General features: G+C 72.5%; 13 protein-coding genes. 5 read left to right on the top strand and 8 right to left on the bottom strand.

The annotated features are described in order from the left end of the window. Nucleotides 1-15 precede the first annotated feature (15 nt). The 6 genes from RISW2_RS13495 to RISW2_RS13470 all read right to left on the bottom strand — a co-directional run bounded on the left by RISW2_RS13495 (nucleotide 16) and on the right by RISW2_RS13470 (nucleotide 6880). The gene (locus tag RISW2_RS13495) at nucleotides 16-1023 is read right to left on the bottom strand and encodes a hypothetical protein (RefSeq protein WP_051492034.1); all 1008 of its coding nucleotides are present in this window, start codon (nucleotides 1021-1023) and stop codon (nucleotides 16-18) included. Between the two features lie 94 nt (nucleotides 1024-1117). Next, nucleotides 1118-2164, bottom strand: coding sequence for a glycosyltransferase family 2 protein (locus tag RISW2_RS13490; RefSeq protein WP_043772100.1), 1047 nt, complete (start codon nucleotides 2162-2164; stop codon nucleotides 1118-1120). A 4-nt stretch (nucleotides 2165-2168) separates the two neighbouring features. Then, entirely contained in the window at nucleotides 2169-2852 is a 684-nt protein-coding gene (locus RISW2_RS13485) for an FkbM family methyltransferase (protein ID WP_043772099.1), read from the bottom strand. 4 nt (nucleotides 2853-2856) lie between these two features. Further along, entirely contained in the window at nucleotides 2857-5205 is a 2349-nt protein-coding gene (locus RISW2_RS13480; RefSeq protein WP_043772097.1) for a glycosyltransferase family 2 protein, read from the bottom strand. Next, on the bottom strand, nucleotides 5187-5855 hold the full coding sequence (locus tag RISW2_RS13475; protein ID WP_043772096.1) for a sulfotransferase: 669 nt from the start codon (nucleotides 5853-5855) through the stop codon (nucleotides 5187-5189). The genes RISW2_RS13480 and RISW2_RS13475 overlap by 19 nt, the downstream gene beginning before the upstream one ends. Next, on the bottom strand, nucleotides 5852-6880 hold the full coding sequence (locus RISW2_RS13470; RefSeq protein WP_043772094.1) for a glycosyltransferase family 2 protein: 1029 nt from the start codon (nucleotides 6878-6880) through the stop codon (nucleotides 5852-5854). Before RISW2_RS13470 ends, RISW2_RS13475 begins: the two co-directional genes overlap by 4 nt. Before the next feature lie 250 nt (nucleotides 6881-7130). Here RISW2_RS13470 and RISW2_RS13465 point away from each other — a divergent pair, with 250 nt between their 5' ends. The 4 genes from RISW2_RS13465 to RISW2_RS13450 all read left to right on the top strand — a co-directional run bounded on the left by RISW2_RS13465 (nucleotide 7131) and on the right by RISW2_RS13450 (nucleotide 12155). Then, nucleotides 7131-8033 carry an AAA family ATPase gene (locus tag RISW2_RS13465; protein WP_043772092.1) on the top strand — a complete coding sequence of 301 codons (903 nt, stop codon included), beginning with the start codon at nucleotides 7131-7133 and terminating at the stop codon, nucleotides 8031-8033. 93 nt (nucleotides 8034-8126) lie between these two features. Further along, on the top strand, nucleotides 8127-9386 hold the full coding sequence (locus RISW2_RS13460) for a vWA domain-containing protein (protein WP_043772091.1): 1260 nt from the start codon (nucleotides 8127-8129) through the stop codon (nucleotides 9384-9386). 110 nt (nucleotides 9387-9496) lie between these two features. Continuing rightward, on the top strand, nucleotides 9497-11632 hold the full coding sequence (locus RISW2_RS13455) for an OmpA family protein (RefSeq protein WP_043772089.1): 2136 nt from the start codon (nucleotides 9497-9499) through the stop codon (nucleotides 11630-11632). 106 nt (nucleotides 11633-11738) lie between these two features. Next, the gene (locus tag RISW2_RS13450) at nucleotides 11739-12155 is read left to right on the top strand and encodes a DUF4174 domain-containing protein (RefSeq protein WP_043772087.1); all 417 of its coding nucleotides are present in this window, start codon (nucleotides 11739-11741) and stop codon (nucleotides 12153-12155) included. Nucleotides 12156-12177: 22 nt separating this feature from the next. On the opposite strand, the gene purL is transcribed toward RISW2_RS13450, so the two are convergent. Then, the gene (purL, locus tag RISW2_RS13445) at nucleotides 12178-14337 is read right to left on the bottom strand and encodes a phosphoribosylformylglycinamidine synthase subunit PurL (protein ID WP_043772085.1); all 2160 of its coding nucleotides are present in this window, start codon (nucleotides 14335-14337) and stop codon (nucleotides 12178-12180) included. Nucleotides 14338-14490: 153 nt separating this feature from the next. Further along, nucleotides 14491-14718, bottom strand: coding sequence for a DUF1127 domain-containing protein (locus tag RISW2_RS13440; RefSeq protein ID WP_043772083.1), 228 nt, complete (start codon nucleotides 14716-14718; stop codon nucleotides 14491-14493). A gap of 103 nt (nucleotides 14719-14821) precedes the next feature. On the opposite strand from RISW2_RS13440, the gene RISW2_RS13435 reads away from it, so the two are divergent. After that, a complete protein-coding gene (locus tag RISW2_RS13435) occupies nucleotides 14822-16228 on the top strand; it encodes an aminotransferase-like domain-containing protein (protein ID WP_043772081.1) in 1407 nt (468 codons plus the stop codon). The last annotated feature ends 27 nt before the right edge of the window (nucleotides 16229-16255 follow it).

Raw genomic sequence — 16255 nt, 5'->3', positions numbered from 1 at the left:
CACCAGTGCCTTGCCTCAGCGGCCGGCGACCGCCGTGCCGGGCATCGCGTCGGCGTCGTCCTCCGCCGGTTCCGGCGCGCGGGCCCGGGGCCGTCCGTGGCCCGCCGCCTCGAGCGCGAGGAGCCGCTTGCGGAAGCGCGGCGCGCGCATGCGGTTGGTGACGTTCCGGCAGAGCAGTACCGCGAGGTCGGGGCGCTCGTCCGCGTCGAGCCGCGCCAGAAGCCGCCGCAGGTACGGCCCGTAACCGCGCCGGCCGCGCAGGAGCCGGCCGAACGCCGCGGTGTCGAGCGTGCCGTGCATGGCCGCCTCGAGGAGCGGACGGAAGATGTCGAGCCCGATCACGTCCGCCTGCAGCGCCGCCCCCATGGACGGCATCCGCAGCCGCAGCACGTTGCGCCGCGCGAAGAGCGCCGCATGCATGGCGTCGAGCGGCTCGCGCGGGTCGTAGGCGATGTAGGCGCGATCCGCGGCGTCGATCATGTCGGGGGCGTAGCCGTAGCGGTCGGTGAAGGACGTCCGCCGCATGGCGACGAACCGGTCGTCCCATTCCGTCGCCCGCGGGTCGAGCGTCGCCTGCGGCTGGAGCGCCAGCACCCGCGCGCCGGGCGCCGCCACCGAATAGGCGCAGGCCGCGTAACCGCAGGGGCCCGCGCCGTAGAACAGGATCGTGTCGAACTCGTCGAAGAACGCGTCGTCGTTCAGCTGGTCGAAAAAGGCGTAGATCTCGGGAGCCCGGAACCAGGTGTCGCGCGCGCTGACCACGGCGAGGTGCGACCAGCCCTGAGCCTCGGCGACCTCGGCCCCGAGCGGCAGGCCGCTGTCGCTGAGCGCGCGGATGGCCGGAAAGCTCTCGAAGCTCACCAGCAGCGTCGCGCCCTCGGTTTCGACGAAATGGGCGTGGTGCGCCTCGCCCAGCGACTCGTGAAATCCCTGTTCGGCGCCGATCGCCGCCATGCGCGCGCGCCACGCGGGGTAGTCGAGTTCGAGGAGGTCTTCCCCGGCCTGGTCCTGTGCGTCGCTCATCGCGCTCGTCCTCCTGGCGCCTGGTTCTCCGTCGGCGCGTTTGGCGAGGAAACTGTCCGCGCTTTCGGGCAGAATTGGGCCGCGGGTGTGGAAATTACCCGTCCGCCTCCCGCGCCGCACGTCCCCAGGCCAGCAGCTCGCGCGCCTCCGCGGCCCCGAGCGGCCGGGCAGGCGGCGTCATCAGCAGCCGACCGTAGAGGGCACGGTACGACTCGTCCAGCATCAGCGCGTCGAAGCGCGCGCGCCGCCAGGCGACGGCGTCCTCGTGCAGGCGCGCGAGGGCCGGATCGGCCGCGAGCGACGCGCGGATCGTCCGCACGCGGTCTGCCACGCCGAGGATGCTGCGATCCTCGGCCGCGTCGAAGTTCCGCTCGGCCCAGTAGTCGAGCCCCAGCCGGTCGGCGCCGTGCACCGCGCGGCCGCGCGCGGCCTTCAGCACGTAGCTCTCGGCGCAGCCGAGCGGGTAGTGGTTGAGCTGGACCAGCCCGAAATTCGGCTTGCCGAAATCCGAGTAGATGCGCGCGGTCGCAAAGCCCGGGGGCAGGGGGCGGCCGTTGCCGTCGACCCAGCGCGCGCCGGCGATGCGGGCGGCGTCGGGCGCGCGGGGGCGGTGCACGCCGGGCCGTCCGTAGGTCCCGTCGTTGCGGTAGAGCGTCTTGAACATCGCCGCGCGCCAGGGCCAGAACACGACGTCTGGCGCGGCCCGCACGAACCGTTCGGGCACCGGCACGTCCTCGAACCGGCGCAGCCCGCCGCTGCCGAAGAGCCGCCAGGTCAGCGTGATCGCCGTCGCCTCGGGCACCGCGGCGATGAGGTCGGGCAGGGTGCGGGCGCCCACATGCACGTTCACGAACTCGTCGATGTCGAGCGGCAGGATCCAGTCCGCCGCTGCCGCCTCGGGCGTTGAGGCCGCGTGGTTCAGCGCGGTGAACTGGATGCCCTTCGGCCCGTGCGGTCCCTCGTTGCGGTGATGCGTGAGGGGTCCCGTCCGGGCGAGCGCGTCGAGCATCGCGTCGGTGCCGTCCTCGCAATCGTTGGAATAGGCCAGGATATGCGTCACCCCGACCGCGAGATGGTGCGCGAGCCAGTCGAGGAGGAATGCCCCCTCGTTGCGCACGCAGAGGATCGCGAGGATCCGCATCTGCCTACCAGCCCTTGCGGAAGCAGACGACCTTGGCGTCCGACCAGCGCGGGAAATAGGTGAGCCCGCCGCGGTGGAACGCGTCGAAGACCGCCTGCACGCCGGCCTGACCGATCCATTGCGGGTGCAGCTCGATCACCGCCGCGCGCAGGCAGGACAGGTCCGCCGCGGGCAGGAGCCGCGCCTCTGCCCCCTCGATGTCGCAGACGAGCACCTGCGGGCGCAGCTCCGCCAGCACCGCGTGGATGTCGTGACGCGCCACCATCTCGGTCGCCACGATGCCGTCGGGATCGCTCTCGCGGTCCATCGAGGAGGACAGGAAGCTCTGCCGCACGTAGAAGGGCACCGGGTCGCCCGGCCCGTCCGACAGGAGCGCGTTGTGCACCGTCACGTTGGTGACGTCGTTGGCCGCGTGCATCGCGTGGATGAAGGGGATGAGCGCGGGGTTCGCCTCGTAGCTCACCACCCGGTCGACCGGCCGCTTGCTGGCGATCAGCGTCGACATGTAGCCGATGCCCGCGCCGAGCTCGAGCACGCGGTCGCCCCCGGTCACGACCTTCAGGACCGCTTCGGCCTCCTTGCCCTCGTAGCCGCCGGACTTCAGCGCGCCGCGGATGCGGCCGCGCACGATGGTGCCGTCCTTGGGGATCTTCAGCCCGCGCGAGCGCAGGAAGGGATCGGCGGTCATGGGCTCAGCTCTCCGTGTCGAGGGCGAGCGCGTAGGCCACGCGCTCGGTCCCGGTCAGCCGGATTTCGACGGCCTGCCGGTAGAGATCGGCGAATTCGGGCGTGGCCTGCAGGGTGCGCGCCTTGGCGCGGTGCCAGTCGAGCCCCGCATCGTGCAGATGGCGCAGCGCGTCGTCCGCCAGCAGGCGGTCGTGTTCGGCCCGCAGCCGCGGCAGGTTGCGCTGGATGGTGATGTCGCGCACGTCCGACCAGTCCATGCGGATCCAGTAGTTCAGCCCGATCGTGCGGTCCACGTGCAGCGCGCGCCCGCGCTGCCGCTTGACGAGAAAGCTCTCGGCCGAGCGCAGCGCGTAGTGGTTGAGCTGCACGAGGTCGTAGCCGATCGACGCGCGCGAGGATCGCCAGCCGCGACGGATCGCCTCGCCGGTCATGTCGGCGCCCGACCCGTTGACCCAGCGCACCCGCTCCTCGGCGCCCGGCGCCAGCTTGTTCGGCCGGTGGCAGGACAGCTTCGCGTAGGCGCCGATGTTGCGGAACATGGTCTTGTAGCCCCAGACAGTGTGGGGCTTCGGGCAGTATTTCGGCGCGCAGGTGTCGAACTGCTCGATCACGAACCGGTCGTCGAGACGCGTGATCCCGTTGTGCCCGAAGAGCCGCCAGGTCATCGCGATGTTGGTGGCGCCCGGCACGCGGTCGAGCAGCGCGTCGAGGGTGCCGTCGCCGCAGCGCACGTTGATGAACTCGTCCACGTCGATGTGGATGAGCCAGTCGGCGCGCCGCACCACGTCCTCCTTGGGGGCGCGGTTCAGCGCGTGCTGCTGCGGCGACTTTCCTGTCCAGTCGTCGTTCGGGCGGTGGTGCACGATCCCCATCGCGTCGAGCCGGTCGAGGATCTCGGCGGTGCCGTCCTCGCAGCCGTTCGTGTAGATCAGGAACCCGTCGACGCCGATCGCCCGGTGATAGGCCACCCATTCGAGGATGTAGGGCGCCTCGTTCTTCATGCAGGCGACGATCACCCGCCCGGTGCTGCCCTCGGGCAGGACGCGCGGCGGCGCAACCGGGTAGGCGGGGGCGGCCGCCGTCTCGTCCACCGTGCCCAGCCGGTCGTGCGGCGCGTAGGCCGAGCGCTGCAGCCGCGCCACGTTCATCCGTGCGAGCGGCGGCAGGATCGCGCGCGCTCCGGGCGACAGGAGCGCGTCCGCACCGGGCGCGGCCAGTGCGGCAAGGGCGGCATCCTCGGCGCGGTCGGTCTCCTTCAGCCGGGCGACCGGGACCCCGTGCGTCTCGAGGGCCGGCAGGAAGGCCGCGAGGTATTGTGTCGCGCGAAAACCGAAGGCCGGATCGGGTTCGGTCCAGTCCGGCGCCGGCGGCGGCGGCTCGAGCGCGGGCCCGAGACCCGGGAAACGGGCGGCGAGGCGGGCATTGTCGTCGCGGAACCGCTCCGACACCGCCGACAGCGCGCCCGGGTCGAGCGGCGCGCCCGCGGTGGCCATCTCGCCCGCGAACCGGCGGCGCAGCTCGCGCGGCACGTGGATCCCGGCCTGCGCCGCGTATCTCAGGAGCAGCGCGTTGAACGCCCGCAGCCGCGCCGTGGTCGGCCCGTTCGGCACCGCGCGGACCGGCGCCCCGGGCATGACGCCGAGCCGCACCGAGAGCCCCAGCGCCTCGGCCAGCACGCGTGCCGCCTCGGGGCCCGCCAGCCGGTCGCGCTCGAGCGGCCGCAGCGTCACCGATCCCGCGCCGAACGTGCCTTCCCAGGCGGCGAGCAGCGCCGCGTAGTCGAGCCAGTGCGGCGGCGCCTCGAGCGTCGGGAAGAGGCCCAGATAGGGTCGCCCCTGCGGCGCCGCCGCCAGCGCCGCCTGCCACCAGGGCGCGCCCGAACGCGCGAGCGCGATCTCCCGCGACAGGGGCGCGATGCGCCCCTCGGCCACGCGTTCGGGATAGGTGCGGGCGAGGTGGCGCGCCTGCGCCTCCACATGCGCCGTGACGCTGAACCCCGTGGCGACCCGCCCGAGAAGGGTGCGGAGCCGCGCAAGCTCCTCCGCCCCGGGCATCAGCCGCCCGAGATGGCCGCTCGCGATCACGAGCGTGCCTGCGCCCGTGGCGCCGAGCGCGTCGATCTGCGCCTCGAGTTCCGCGAGAAGCCGCGCCTGCGCGCCGCGGGTTCGGTAGCCGCGCGCGAACCGCACGACGCCGGCGCGGTCCGGGTCCGAACAGGCGAGGTAGAGCCGGACCGGATTCCAGTCGGGCGCGACGATGCCCGCCCGCCCGAGCGCGCCCGCCTGGTCCGAGAGCACCGCGCGCAGCCGCGCCGCCGCCCGCTCGGACGGCCCGATCAGCAGGTGGACGTGCATGCCGCGCCGGCCCCCGTTCCGTCGCCTGCACCCGGCGCGGTGCGGTTGGCATGGCCCCACCACGGCAGGCTGCAGCCCAGATGCGCGCCGATCGCCGCCGGCGCGCCCGGATCGCCCACGTCGAACTCGAGCAGCGCCGGATCGCCCGCGAACACCCGCCGCACGAAGGCCGCATGCGCGTCGATCCACCGCGCGAGCTCGCCGCGCGCATGCCCGAACCCCGCCGGCAGGCCCGGCACGCCATGTTTCGGCAGCCGCTGCGAGCCGAGGTTGCGCCAGCGCACCATGCTGTCCGCCGTCAGCGCCGCCGCCCGGTGCGACAGCAGGAACCGCGCCTGCGGGTGATGGCGGCGGATCGCGTCGATGAGCCCCCAGTCGGTCTGCGGCCAGAGCACGTGGTCGGGCGGCACCATCGCGCTCATCTCGGTGATGGCCGAGAACCCGCCGAGCCGCGCCAGCGGGTCGCCCGAGGCGAAGTAGTCCTCGTAGAGGATGCGCGCCACGAAAGCGTCGTGCAGCTCGGTCCGGGGGGTCTGGCGCGGCCTTATCTTCCAGTCGGCGGTGCGGTAGCCCGCGCGCCGCAGCGCCCGGGCGAGCGTCGTGGTGCCGGTCTTGGGCAGGCCGAGATTGACGACGACGGCCCGCGTCATGCCACCCCGAGCCGCGCGCAGAGCTCCGCCTCCCGCGCGCAGATCCGCGGCGCCGCGCGCAGCGCCCGCGCGAGGTCGCGGTACTCCGGATCGGCCATCAGCGCCGCGATCCGCGCCCGGTGGGCGGCGACCGCGTCCGCGTGCCGCGCACCCACGCCCGGCAGCGCCTTCAGCGCGGCGATCTCCGCCGCGAGCGCGGGCAGGCGGTCCTGGATGCTCCGGTCCTCGTGGGCGGGATCGTTGCGCGCCTGCCAGTAGGTCGCGTCGAAGGCCCGGTGCGCGCGGTTCACGTCGCCGCGGTCGGTCTTGACCAGGTAGCTCTCGAGCGAGCGCAGCGCGTAATGGTTGAGCGTCGCGTGCAGGCGGGCGCCGCGGGCGGGGAAGGCACGCAGCCGCCGGCGCGCGGTCTGCAGCCGGAAGGCGCGCGGCACGGGCCGGCCCGACCCGTCGGTCCAGGCCGGCTGGCGCTCCGGCGGCAGCTCGGGGTCGTGGAACGGCCGGTGCGCGCCGTAATAGCCGAGGGGGAAGTCGCGGCGCACCAGCGTCTTGACCTCGATCGCGGTGTCCGTGCCCCAGATGTCGGGATTGTGGCTGCGGTCGAACTGCGCCACCACCGGGCGATCCTCGAAGGTCTCGACCCCGCCGTTGGCGAAGAACTGGAAGCTGACCGAGATCGCCTGCGGGTCGCCGCAGGCGGCGACGAGCGCGGCGATGGTGCCGTCGCCCGCGCGGATGTTCAGGAACTCGTCCACGTCGGCGATCCACGCCCAGTCGGCGCCGGTGACGGCGGGATGCGTCTTCGCGGCCTTCAGCGCCTCCATCTGGTAGCGGCGCCCGCGCGCGGGGTTCGGCAGATGGGCGACGATGCCCGCGGCCGCCAGCGCGTCGAGCAGCGCGTCGGTGCCGTCGGTGCAGTCGTTCGAGTAGACCAGAAAGTCCGTCACGCCGATCAGGCGGTTCCAGGCGATCCATTCCAGCAGGAAGGGGCCCTCGTTCTTCACGCAGGTGATGGCGGTCACGCGCATGGGCGCCGCTCCGCGATGTGGCGTCCGGCCATGATCCTGCTGCCTTCGCCTGCCCCGGGCCATGCTCCGGCCCACCGTTCCCGCACTCGGCCCGGACTCCGCCGGGCGGCCCGGCACCGGCCGGACCGGCGCGACAATCGCACCGGGCCCGCGTCCAGTCAATTCGCGCGTGCGGCGGCTTGCGACCAACGGGCTATTGACCCGGCGCGGCCAAGCGGCGAGCAACGGGGGATTGCAAGGGGAGCGATCCATGACCGAGGCCACCTCCATCGACCACGTGCAGACGCTGCTCGGCGACACCGGCTATGTCTGCGGCCGCGCGCTCGCCACCGTGGTCTTCCTGGCGCTGAAGCTCGGCCGCCCGCTCTTCCTCGAGGGCGAGGCCGGCACCGGCAAGACCGAGATCGCCAAGGCGCTCGCGCAGGCGCTCGGCCGGCGGCTCATCCGCCTGCAATGCTACGAGGGGCTCGACGCCTCCTCGGCGGTCTACGAGTGGAACTTCCCGGCGCAGATGGTGGCGATCCGCACCGCCGAGGCCGCGGGCGGCGCCGACCGCGCCGCGCTCCGGACCGAGCTCTTCTCCGAGGAGTTCCTGGTCGAGCGCCCGCTCCTCGAGGCCATGCGCCCGCAGCCGGGCGGCGCGCCGGTCCTCCTCATCGACGAGATCGACCGCACCGACGAGCCGTTCGAGGCCTTCCTGCTCGAGGCGCTCTCGGACTTCCAGGTGACGATCCCCGAGCTCGGCACCATCCACGCGCCCGAGCCGCCCATCGTCGTGCTGACCTCGAACCGCACGCGCGAGGTGCACGACGCGCTCAAGCGGCGCTGCCTCTACCACTGGGTCGACTACCCGACCTTCGAGCGCGAGACGCAGATCCTGGCCGCCCGCGCGCCCGAGGCCTCCGAGACGCTCTCGCGCGAGGTCGTGGCCTTCGTGCAGCGGCTCCGGACCGAGGACATCTTCAAGAAGCCGGGCGTCGCCGAGACGATCGACTGGGCCAAGTGCCTGCTTGCCCTCGACGTCATCGACCTCTCGCCCGAGGTGATCTCGGACACCCTCGGCGCGATCCTGAAATACCAGGACGACATCCAGAAACTGCACGGCTCGGAGGCGCGACGCATCCTCGACGAGGCGCGCGCGCAGCTCGCCTGATGACCCCCGCGCGGCGCCTGTCCCCGTCCCCCGTCTTCTTCTTGGCCGAAATATCCCGGGGGTGTGGGGGCAGCGCCCCCACGGAACGGTGCCATGCCTGAATACGCCCCCCTGACGCTCCCCGAGACGCCGCGGCTCGCGCACAACATCACGCATTTCGCGCGCGCCCTGCGCAAGGCGGGGCTGCCGGTCGGCACGGGCCGCGTGATCGACGCGATCCGCGCGGTCGAGGCGGCGGGCTTCACCAGCCGCACCGACTTCTACTGGACGCTCTCCGCCTGCTTCGTCTCGCGGCCCGAGCACCGCGCGGTGTTCCACCAGGTCTTCCGCCTCTACTGGCGCGATCCGCGCTATCTCGAGCACATGATGGCGATGATGCTGCCCGCGGTGCGCGGCGTGCAGGAGGACCGCGCCGCCGACGCGGGCGAGAAGCGCGCGGCCGAGGCGCTCCTCGACGGCCACATGCCCGACATGCCCGAGCCGCCCGAGGGCGCGGGGGACGACGAGGAACTGCCGATCGAGATCGACGCCAGCCAGACCATGTCGCGCGAGGAGAAGCTGCGCAGCCTCGACTTCGAGCAGATGTCGACCGCCGAGATCGCCGAGGCCAAGCGCATGCTGGCGCGCCTGACGCTGCCGGTCAAACCCATCGCCTCGCGTCGCGCCATGCCGTCGCGGACCGGCCGACGGCCGGACTGGCGGCGCACCATGCGCGCCGCCATGCGGCAGGGCGGCGAGGTGCACATGCTCGCGCGGCGCGCGCCCCGGCCGCGCTGGCCGAACCTCGTGGTGCTCTGCGACATCTCGGGGTCGATGTCGCAGTATTCGCGCATGGTGCTGCATTTCCTGCATGCGGTCTCGAACCACAAGGGGGCGGGCTGGGCCAGGGTGTACGCCTTCACCTTCGGCACGCGCCTCACGAACATCACCCGCCACCTCGCCAAGCGCGACGTCGACCAGGCGCTCAAGGCGGCGGGCGCCGAGGCGCAGGACTGGGAGGGCGGCACGCGGATCGGCGCGTGCCTGCACGCCTTCAACCGCGACTGGTCGCGCCGCGTCATGGGGCAGGGCGCGGTCGTGCTCCTGATCACCGACGGGCTCGACCGGGACGACGCGGGGGCGCTCGCGCACGAGATGGAGCGGCTGCACCTCTCCGCGCGCCGGCTGATCTGGCTGAACCCGCTCCTGCGCTGGGACGGCTTCGCGCCCAAGGCGACGGGCATCCGGGCGATGCTGCCGCACGTGGACAGCTTCCGCGCCGGCCACTCGATCCGCTCGCTCGAGGAGCTGGCCGAGGCGATCTCGCGCGACGACGACGTGGGCGAGAAGGCGCGGCTGCTGCGCAACCTGTAACACTTTCGGCGACTTCCTGCGGAACGGCGGACACGGGCGCGGAAACCGGCGCGCCTGCCGGAACGTTGTCATGGCGATGCTGCAGCGTGCAGCAAGCGAAAGGAGACGCTATGACCAAGGGCATCCTGAAGACGTCGACCGCCATCGCCCTGGCCCTGAGCCTCGCGGCGCCCGCGCCGCTGCTCGCGCAGGACCAGGCGACGCCGCCGACCGAGGAGGAGCTCCTGCTGCAGCGGCAGGAGGCGCAGGAGCAGGCCGAGGAAGAGGCCGAGGACCAGCAGGAGGAGGCAGGGCAGGAGGCGCAGGAGGCCGCCCCCGACACGCCGCTGGCTCCCGAGGCGGGCGAGGCGCCGGCCGAGACCAGCGAGACGGCGACCGGGGATGCCGCGGACGCGCCTCCGACCGAAGAGGGCGCGGGCGCGGCGGCAGCCACCGCGACCGGAGAGGTCGCACCGCAGGCCGCCGAGGACGGGGCCCCCGCCACGGAGGAGGCGCCTGCCGAGACGCCGGCGGCCGAGGCCGACGCCGAAGCCGAGGCGGAGGCCGAGGCCGGAACTGGCGCCGAGGTGGAGGCTGAGACCCAGACACAGGCGGATACCGAGGCAGAGGGCGGATCGTCGCTCGCGCCTCTGGCCGAACCCGGCACGGACGAAGAGGCGGGCAGCGGCGCCGAAGCCGAGGCTGACGCGCAGGCGCAGGAGCCCGACCAGACCACGGACAGCGGGGCCGAGGCCGCCGCGCCGGACGCGGCAGCCGCCGACGACAGTGCGGAGACCGGGGCCCAGACGGAGGCCGAGACGGAGAGCGCGCCGGACGACGGTTCGAGCCTCGTCGGCGACCGCGACCCCGCGGCCCCGGAGGCGTCCGGATCGGAAGACGCGGCGACGACCGCGGACGACGCCGCCGAGGACGAGCGCACCGACGCGCAGGAGCTCGAGGACGCGCTCCGCGAGCAGGAGGAAGGCGAGGCTGCCGATGCCGCGGACGGCAACGCGGGTGAGGATGCGGACACCGCAGCCGATGCGGAGGCCGAAGCCGATGCCCAGGCCGACGCGGAGGCCGAAGCCGAGACCGGCGCGGACGCGGATGCGGAGACCGCCGGGACCGATTCCGAGGCAGGCGACACCGAAACGCAGGCCGCCGAGGACGTCGCCCAGGAAGACGAGGCGGCGCAGTCGGCCGCGGCCGCCGCCGGCGGTACCGAGGGCGCGGAAGTGCTCGAGGAGACGGTGACCGACGAGACCGCGCGGTCCTCGGACGAGGAGTTCGAGACCACGGTCAGCCAGGGCGAGGACGCCGCGGCGCGTGCTGAGGACGACGACGACGATGACGACGACGGCGAGAATGCCGAGCGGCTGCGTTCGCTCCTCGGCGGTGCGGCGCTCGGTGCGCTCGGCACGGTCGCGGTGCAGCAGATCCTGCGCCCGAACGAGGAAGTCGTCTCGGATACCGGCGACCGCATCGTGGTCGAACGCGACGGGCAGTACCGCGTCCTGCGCAACGACGACGCGCTCCTGCGCCAGCCGGGCGCGGACGTGACCACCTACCGCTACGACGACGGCTCGACCCGCAACGTCGTGGTGCGGGAGGATGGCACCGAGGTCGAGACCATCCGCGCTGCGGACGGCCGCGTGCTGCGCCGGACCCGGACGCTCGCCTCGGGCGAGACGGTCGTGCTGTTCGACGACACGCGCAGCTTCTCGCAGGTGGACGTGAACACGCTGCCGCAGGTCCGGACCGAGGCGCGCCAGCAGATCGACCTGTCGACCGCGCAGGAGGACGAGCTGCGTGCCGCGCTGGCGCGGACCGAAGCCGCGGATATCGGGCGCAGCTTCTCGCTGAACCAGGTGCGCAACATCGAGCGCGTGCGCTACCTCGTGCCCGAGATCAACGTGGCCTCGATCAACTTCGAGACCGGCTCCGCGGTGATCCGCGCCGAGGAGGCGGAGGCGCTGGCGGCGCTCGGCAACGCGATGCGCGACATCATCGACGAGCAGCCGAACGAGGTGTTCCTGATCGAGGGTCACACCGATGCGACCGGGGCGGCGAGCATGAACCTCGCCCTGTCGGACCGCAGGGCGGAATCCGTGGCGCTGGCGCTGACGGAATATTTCGACGTCCCGCCAGAGAACATGGTGGTGCAGGGTTACGGCGAGCAGGACCTGCTGGTCGAGACCGAGGAGTCGGAACGTGCGAACCGCCGCGCGGTGGTGCGCCGGATCACGCCGCTTCTGGCCGATCGGTGATCCCCGCCGGAGCCTTACGCACCAAAGCGCGCCCCGCGACCTTCCGCGGGGCGCGCGGTCGCGTCCATGGCCCGGACAACCGGACCACATGCAGGAGGATAGGCCCATGCGCCGCGTCGCCACGCTGGTCACCGCCCTGACGCTTGCAGGCGTCCCCCTTGCCGCCGACACGTTCCGCGACCTGCCGGCCGGCCTCGCCGGGCTCGACGCCCATCGCTGGCAACACCGCCCGGTGGTGCTGTTCGCGCCGTCGCCCGACGATCCGGCCTACCGCGCGCAGATGGCGGCGCTGCGCTCTGGTGGGGCGGGCCTCGCCGAGCGGGACATCGTCGTGCTGAGCGACACCGCTCCCGACGCCGACGGTACACTGCGGGCGCGCTTCGCGCCCGAGGGGTTCCTCGCGGTGCTGGTCGGCAAGGATGGCGGGGTGAAGCTGCGGTCGGAGGAGCCGCTGGCCCTGCGGACGCTCTTCGACACGATCGACGCCATGCCGATGCGCCGGCAGGAGATGCGCGCGCCCTGACGGGCGCGCATGTCTGACCGTCTCAGCCGAAAAGCTCGGCGAAGCGCCCGGCGTGCAGGTCGGTCAGTTCCGACAGCGGCGCCTCGGTGCGGCCCATGCGCACGGTATCGCCGGTGAACCGTCCGACCGTCCGCAGCACGACGCCCGCGGCGCCGGCGCGCGTCATGAGTTCTTCCGCGCAGTCGAAGTTGCAGGCGATCAGGTAGCGCGCCTGGTCCTCGCCGAAGAGCTTGGCGGTGTCGGCCTCGTCGAGCACCACGCCCACGCCCGAGGCCGCCGCCATCTCGAAGGCGGCGAGCGCGAGGCCGCCGTCCGAGAGGTCGGTGCAGCTGCGGATGAGGTCGCGGTTGGCGCGCACGAACTCGCCATTGCGCCGCTCGGCCTCGAGGTCGACCGGCGGCGCGTCGCCCTCGTCGCGCAGGAAGACCTCGGCAAGGAGCGCCGAGCAGCCGAGATGACCCTGCGTCTCGCCCACGAGCAGCGCCACGTGGCCCTCGCGGGCGCGGCCGAGGATCGGCTCCTCGTCCGCGGCGATGAGGCCCACGGCGCCGATGGTGGGCGTCGGCAGGATCGCCCGGCCGTCGGTCTCGTTGTAGAGCGACACGTTGCCCGACACGATCGGCATGTCGAGCGCCTTGCAGGCCTCGCCGATGCCCCGGATCGCGCCGACGAACTGGCCCATGATCGCGGGTTTCTCGGGGTTGCCGAAATTCAGGTTGTCCGTGGCGGCGAGCGGCCGCGCGCCCACCGCGCAGAGGTTGCGATAGGCTTCCGCCACCGCCTGACGGCCGCCCTGTTCGGGGTTCGCGCGCACGTAGCGCGGCGTCACGTCCGAGGTGAAGGCGAGCTTCTTGCCGGTCCCGTGCACGCGGATCACGCCCGCGCCCCAGCCGGGGCCCTGAACCGTGTCGGCCATGACCATGCTGTCGTATTGCTCGAACACCCAGGCGCGGCCGCAGTAATTGGGGCTCTGCAGGAGGTGGCGCAGCGCGTCGAGCGGGTCGATCTGCGGCACCTCCCAGAGTTCATCGCGCGGCGGCGTCGGCTCCCAAGGGCGGTCGTATTCGGGGGCGGTGCCCGACAGCGCCGACAGCGGCAGGTTTGCCTTTTCCACGCCGCCATGCACGATGACGAACCGGTCCTCGGGAATCGTCTCGCCCACGATGGCGAAGTCGAGGTCCCACTTGTCGAAGACGGCGCGCGCCTCGGCCTCGCGGGCGGGGTCGAGGACCATGAGCATCCGCTCCTGGCTTTCGGACAGCATCATCTCGTAGGCGGTCATGTTCGTCTCGCGCACCGGAACGCGGTCGAGGTCGAGCCGGATGCCGAGGCCGCCCTTGTCGCCCATCTCGACCGCCGAGCAGGTGAGGCCGGCCGCGCCCATGTCCTGGATCGACACGACCGCGCCGGTCGCCATGAGCTCGAGGCAGGCCTCCATCAGGCGCTTCTCGGTGAAGGGATCGCCCACCTGCACGGTCGGGCGCTTCTCCTCGATCGTGTCGTCGAACTCGGCAGAGGCCATGGTTGCGCCGCCGACGCCGTCGCGCCCGGTCTTCGCGCCGAGATAGACCACCGGGCGGCCGACGCCCGAGGCCGCCGAGTAGAAGATCGCATCCGCATCGGCGAGGCCCGCCGCGAACGCGTTCACGAGGCAGTTGCCGTCATAGGCGGCGTCGAAGCGCACCTCGCCGCCCACGGTCGGAACGCCGAAGGCGTTGCCGTAGCCGCCGATCCCCTCGACCACGCCGTGCACGAGGCGCCGGGTGCGGGGATGGTCGGGCCGGCCGAAGCTCAGCGCGTTCATCGCGGCGACGGGCCGCGCGCCCATGGTGAAGACGTCCCGCAGGATGCCGCCCACGCCGGTCGCCGCGCCCTGGTAGGGCTCGATGTAGGAGGGGTGGTTGTGGCTCTCCATCTTGAAGACCACCGCCTGGCCGTCGCCGATGTCCACGACGCCCGCGTTCTCGCCCGGACCGCAGATCACCTGCGGGCCGGTCGTGTGCAGCGTGCGCAGCCACTTCTTCGACGACTTGTAGGAACAGTGCTCGTTCCACATGGCCGAAAAGATGCCGAGCTCGGTGAAGGTCGGCTCGCGGCCGATGATCTCGAGGATGCGCTGGTATTCCTCGGGTCTGATCCCGTGGGCGTCCACGAGTTCTGGCGTGATGGCCGGCTCCTGCATCCCATGCTCCCTGGTGTCGCTCGGGGGCGTCTTATTGGTTTCGGCCGCCGCAGGGAAGGGGCCGCCGCCCCGGGGCGCTGGACGGGCCGCGCCGCGGAAAAAAAAGAGCCGCCCGCAGGCGGCTCAGAGGAAGAGGTTCCGGAAGGCCAGGGATCAGCCTTGCCAGAACATACGGCTGGCCTCCCTGCGGGCGGCCGACCGATCGAGGCCGATGTCCTTCAGCATGTAGTCGTCGAGCATCGCGAGGGCCCGTCGAGAGCGCCGGCGCTCGGACCATTTCGCGAGTGTCACCGCCACCGACAGCGCCATCGCCGCGGGGAGCGCGAGCCGGCTCTGCCGGCCCAGATAGGACGTCTGTGCATGATGGGGTGCGAGGGACATCGGCGTAATCCTTTCATGGCCGAATTGTATTGACACAATGTAGCGCCATCGCCACAATAAATTGATACATTCTCGGCGTCCCCCGGTCGATGGAAACATTGTGATGGATACAATTCTCTCCGCTTATGAGACCGACTGCAGCGCGGGACCGAAATACCGCGCGGTTGCCTCGGCGATCCGCACCGCCATCACGGCGGGGACGCTGGCACCGGGCGACCGGCTGCCGCCCGTCCGGGATCTCGCCTGGAGGCTCGGGATCACCCCGGGCACGGTGGCGCGGGCCTACACGCTCCTGACCGATGACGGCACGGTGCAGGGCGAGGTGGGGCGCGGGACCTTCGTGGCGCGGCGCGCCCCGCCCGATGCGGGCGCGGCCGTCGAATGGGTGCCGCGCGCGAACCCGGCGGAGGATGCCGACCGGATCGCGCTTTTCGGGCCGAGCGTTCCGGACATGGGGCAGGCGGCGCTGATCCACAACGCCTTCGCCCGGCTCGCGGCCCGGCCGGCGGACGACCTGCTGAACTATCCTTCCCGAGCGCGCTACGCGCCGGCGCGGCAGGCGGTGGTGCGCTGGCTCGAGGGCGTGACGCTCGGGCCGCTCGACCACGAGGACCTTGTTCTCTGCCATGGCGGCCAGTCCGGCGTGTCCATGGTCATGCAGACCGTGCTGCGCGGGCCGCGGCCGGTGGTGATGGTCGAGGCGCTGTCCTATCCGGGCTTCCGCCGCGCCGCGGACCTCCTGCGGGCCGAGGTCGTGCCGGTGCCGATGGACGCGCACGGGATCGTCCCCGAGGCGCTCGACGAGATCGCGCAGGCGCAGGGCGGACAGCTTCTGTGCACGAGCCCCGAGGTGCACAACCCGACCGGCCTCATGACGCCGACCCACCGGCGCGAAGCCATCGCCGAGGTCGCGCGGCGCCGCGGCTTCCACGTGCTCGAGGACGATTGCTACCGCCTCGGGCCACAGGCGGGACCGGCCTACCGCGCGCTTCTGCCCGGGACAGGCTGGTACGTCACCTCGCTGTCGAAGGGGCTGACGCCCGCCCTGCGCGTGGGCTTCGCGGTCGCGCCGCGCGACCAGGCGGCGGGGCTCCGGCGGTCCGCCGAACACGGCTTCTTCGGGCTCTCGCGGCCGCTCGCGGATCTCGTCGAGGACCTCCTCGGCCGTCCGGAGACGCGCGCGGTGATGTCCGCGATCCGTGCGGAATACGGCCGCTACGTGCGCGTCGCGGTCAACGTGCTCGGCGCCTTCGACCTGACCTGGCGCGACGACGTGCCGTTCGTGTGGCTCAACCTGCCGGCAGGCTGGCGTGCCGCCGCCTTCGTGCAGGCGGCCGAGGCGCAGGGCGTCCAGCTGCGCACCGCGGACGATTTCGCCCTCCGCGACGGCGCGGCACCGCATGCCGTGCGGATCGCCGTGAACGCGCAGGTGTCGCTGGCGAGCTTCGCCGCGGCGATGGAACGGGTGCGCGCGCTTCTCGACGAGCCGCCCGAGCGCATCGCGGTCTGAGGCGGTCGAGAAACTTGGGGTATTCAG

Source organism: Roseivivax isoporae LMG 25204 (genome assembly GCF_000521865.1).
Taxonomy (GTDB): Bacteria; Pseudomonadota; Alphaproteobacteria; order Rhodobacterales; family Rhodobacteraceae; genus Roseivivax; species Roseivivax isoporae.
This window is presented reverse-complemented; position numbering and strand designations above follow the sequence as displayed.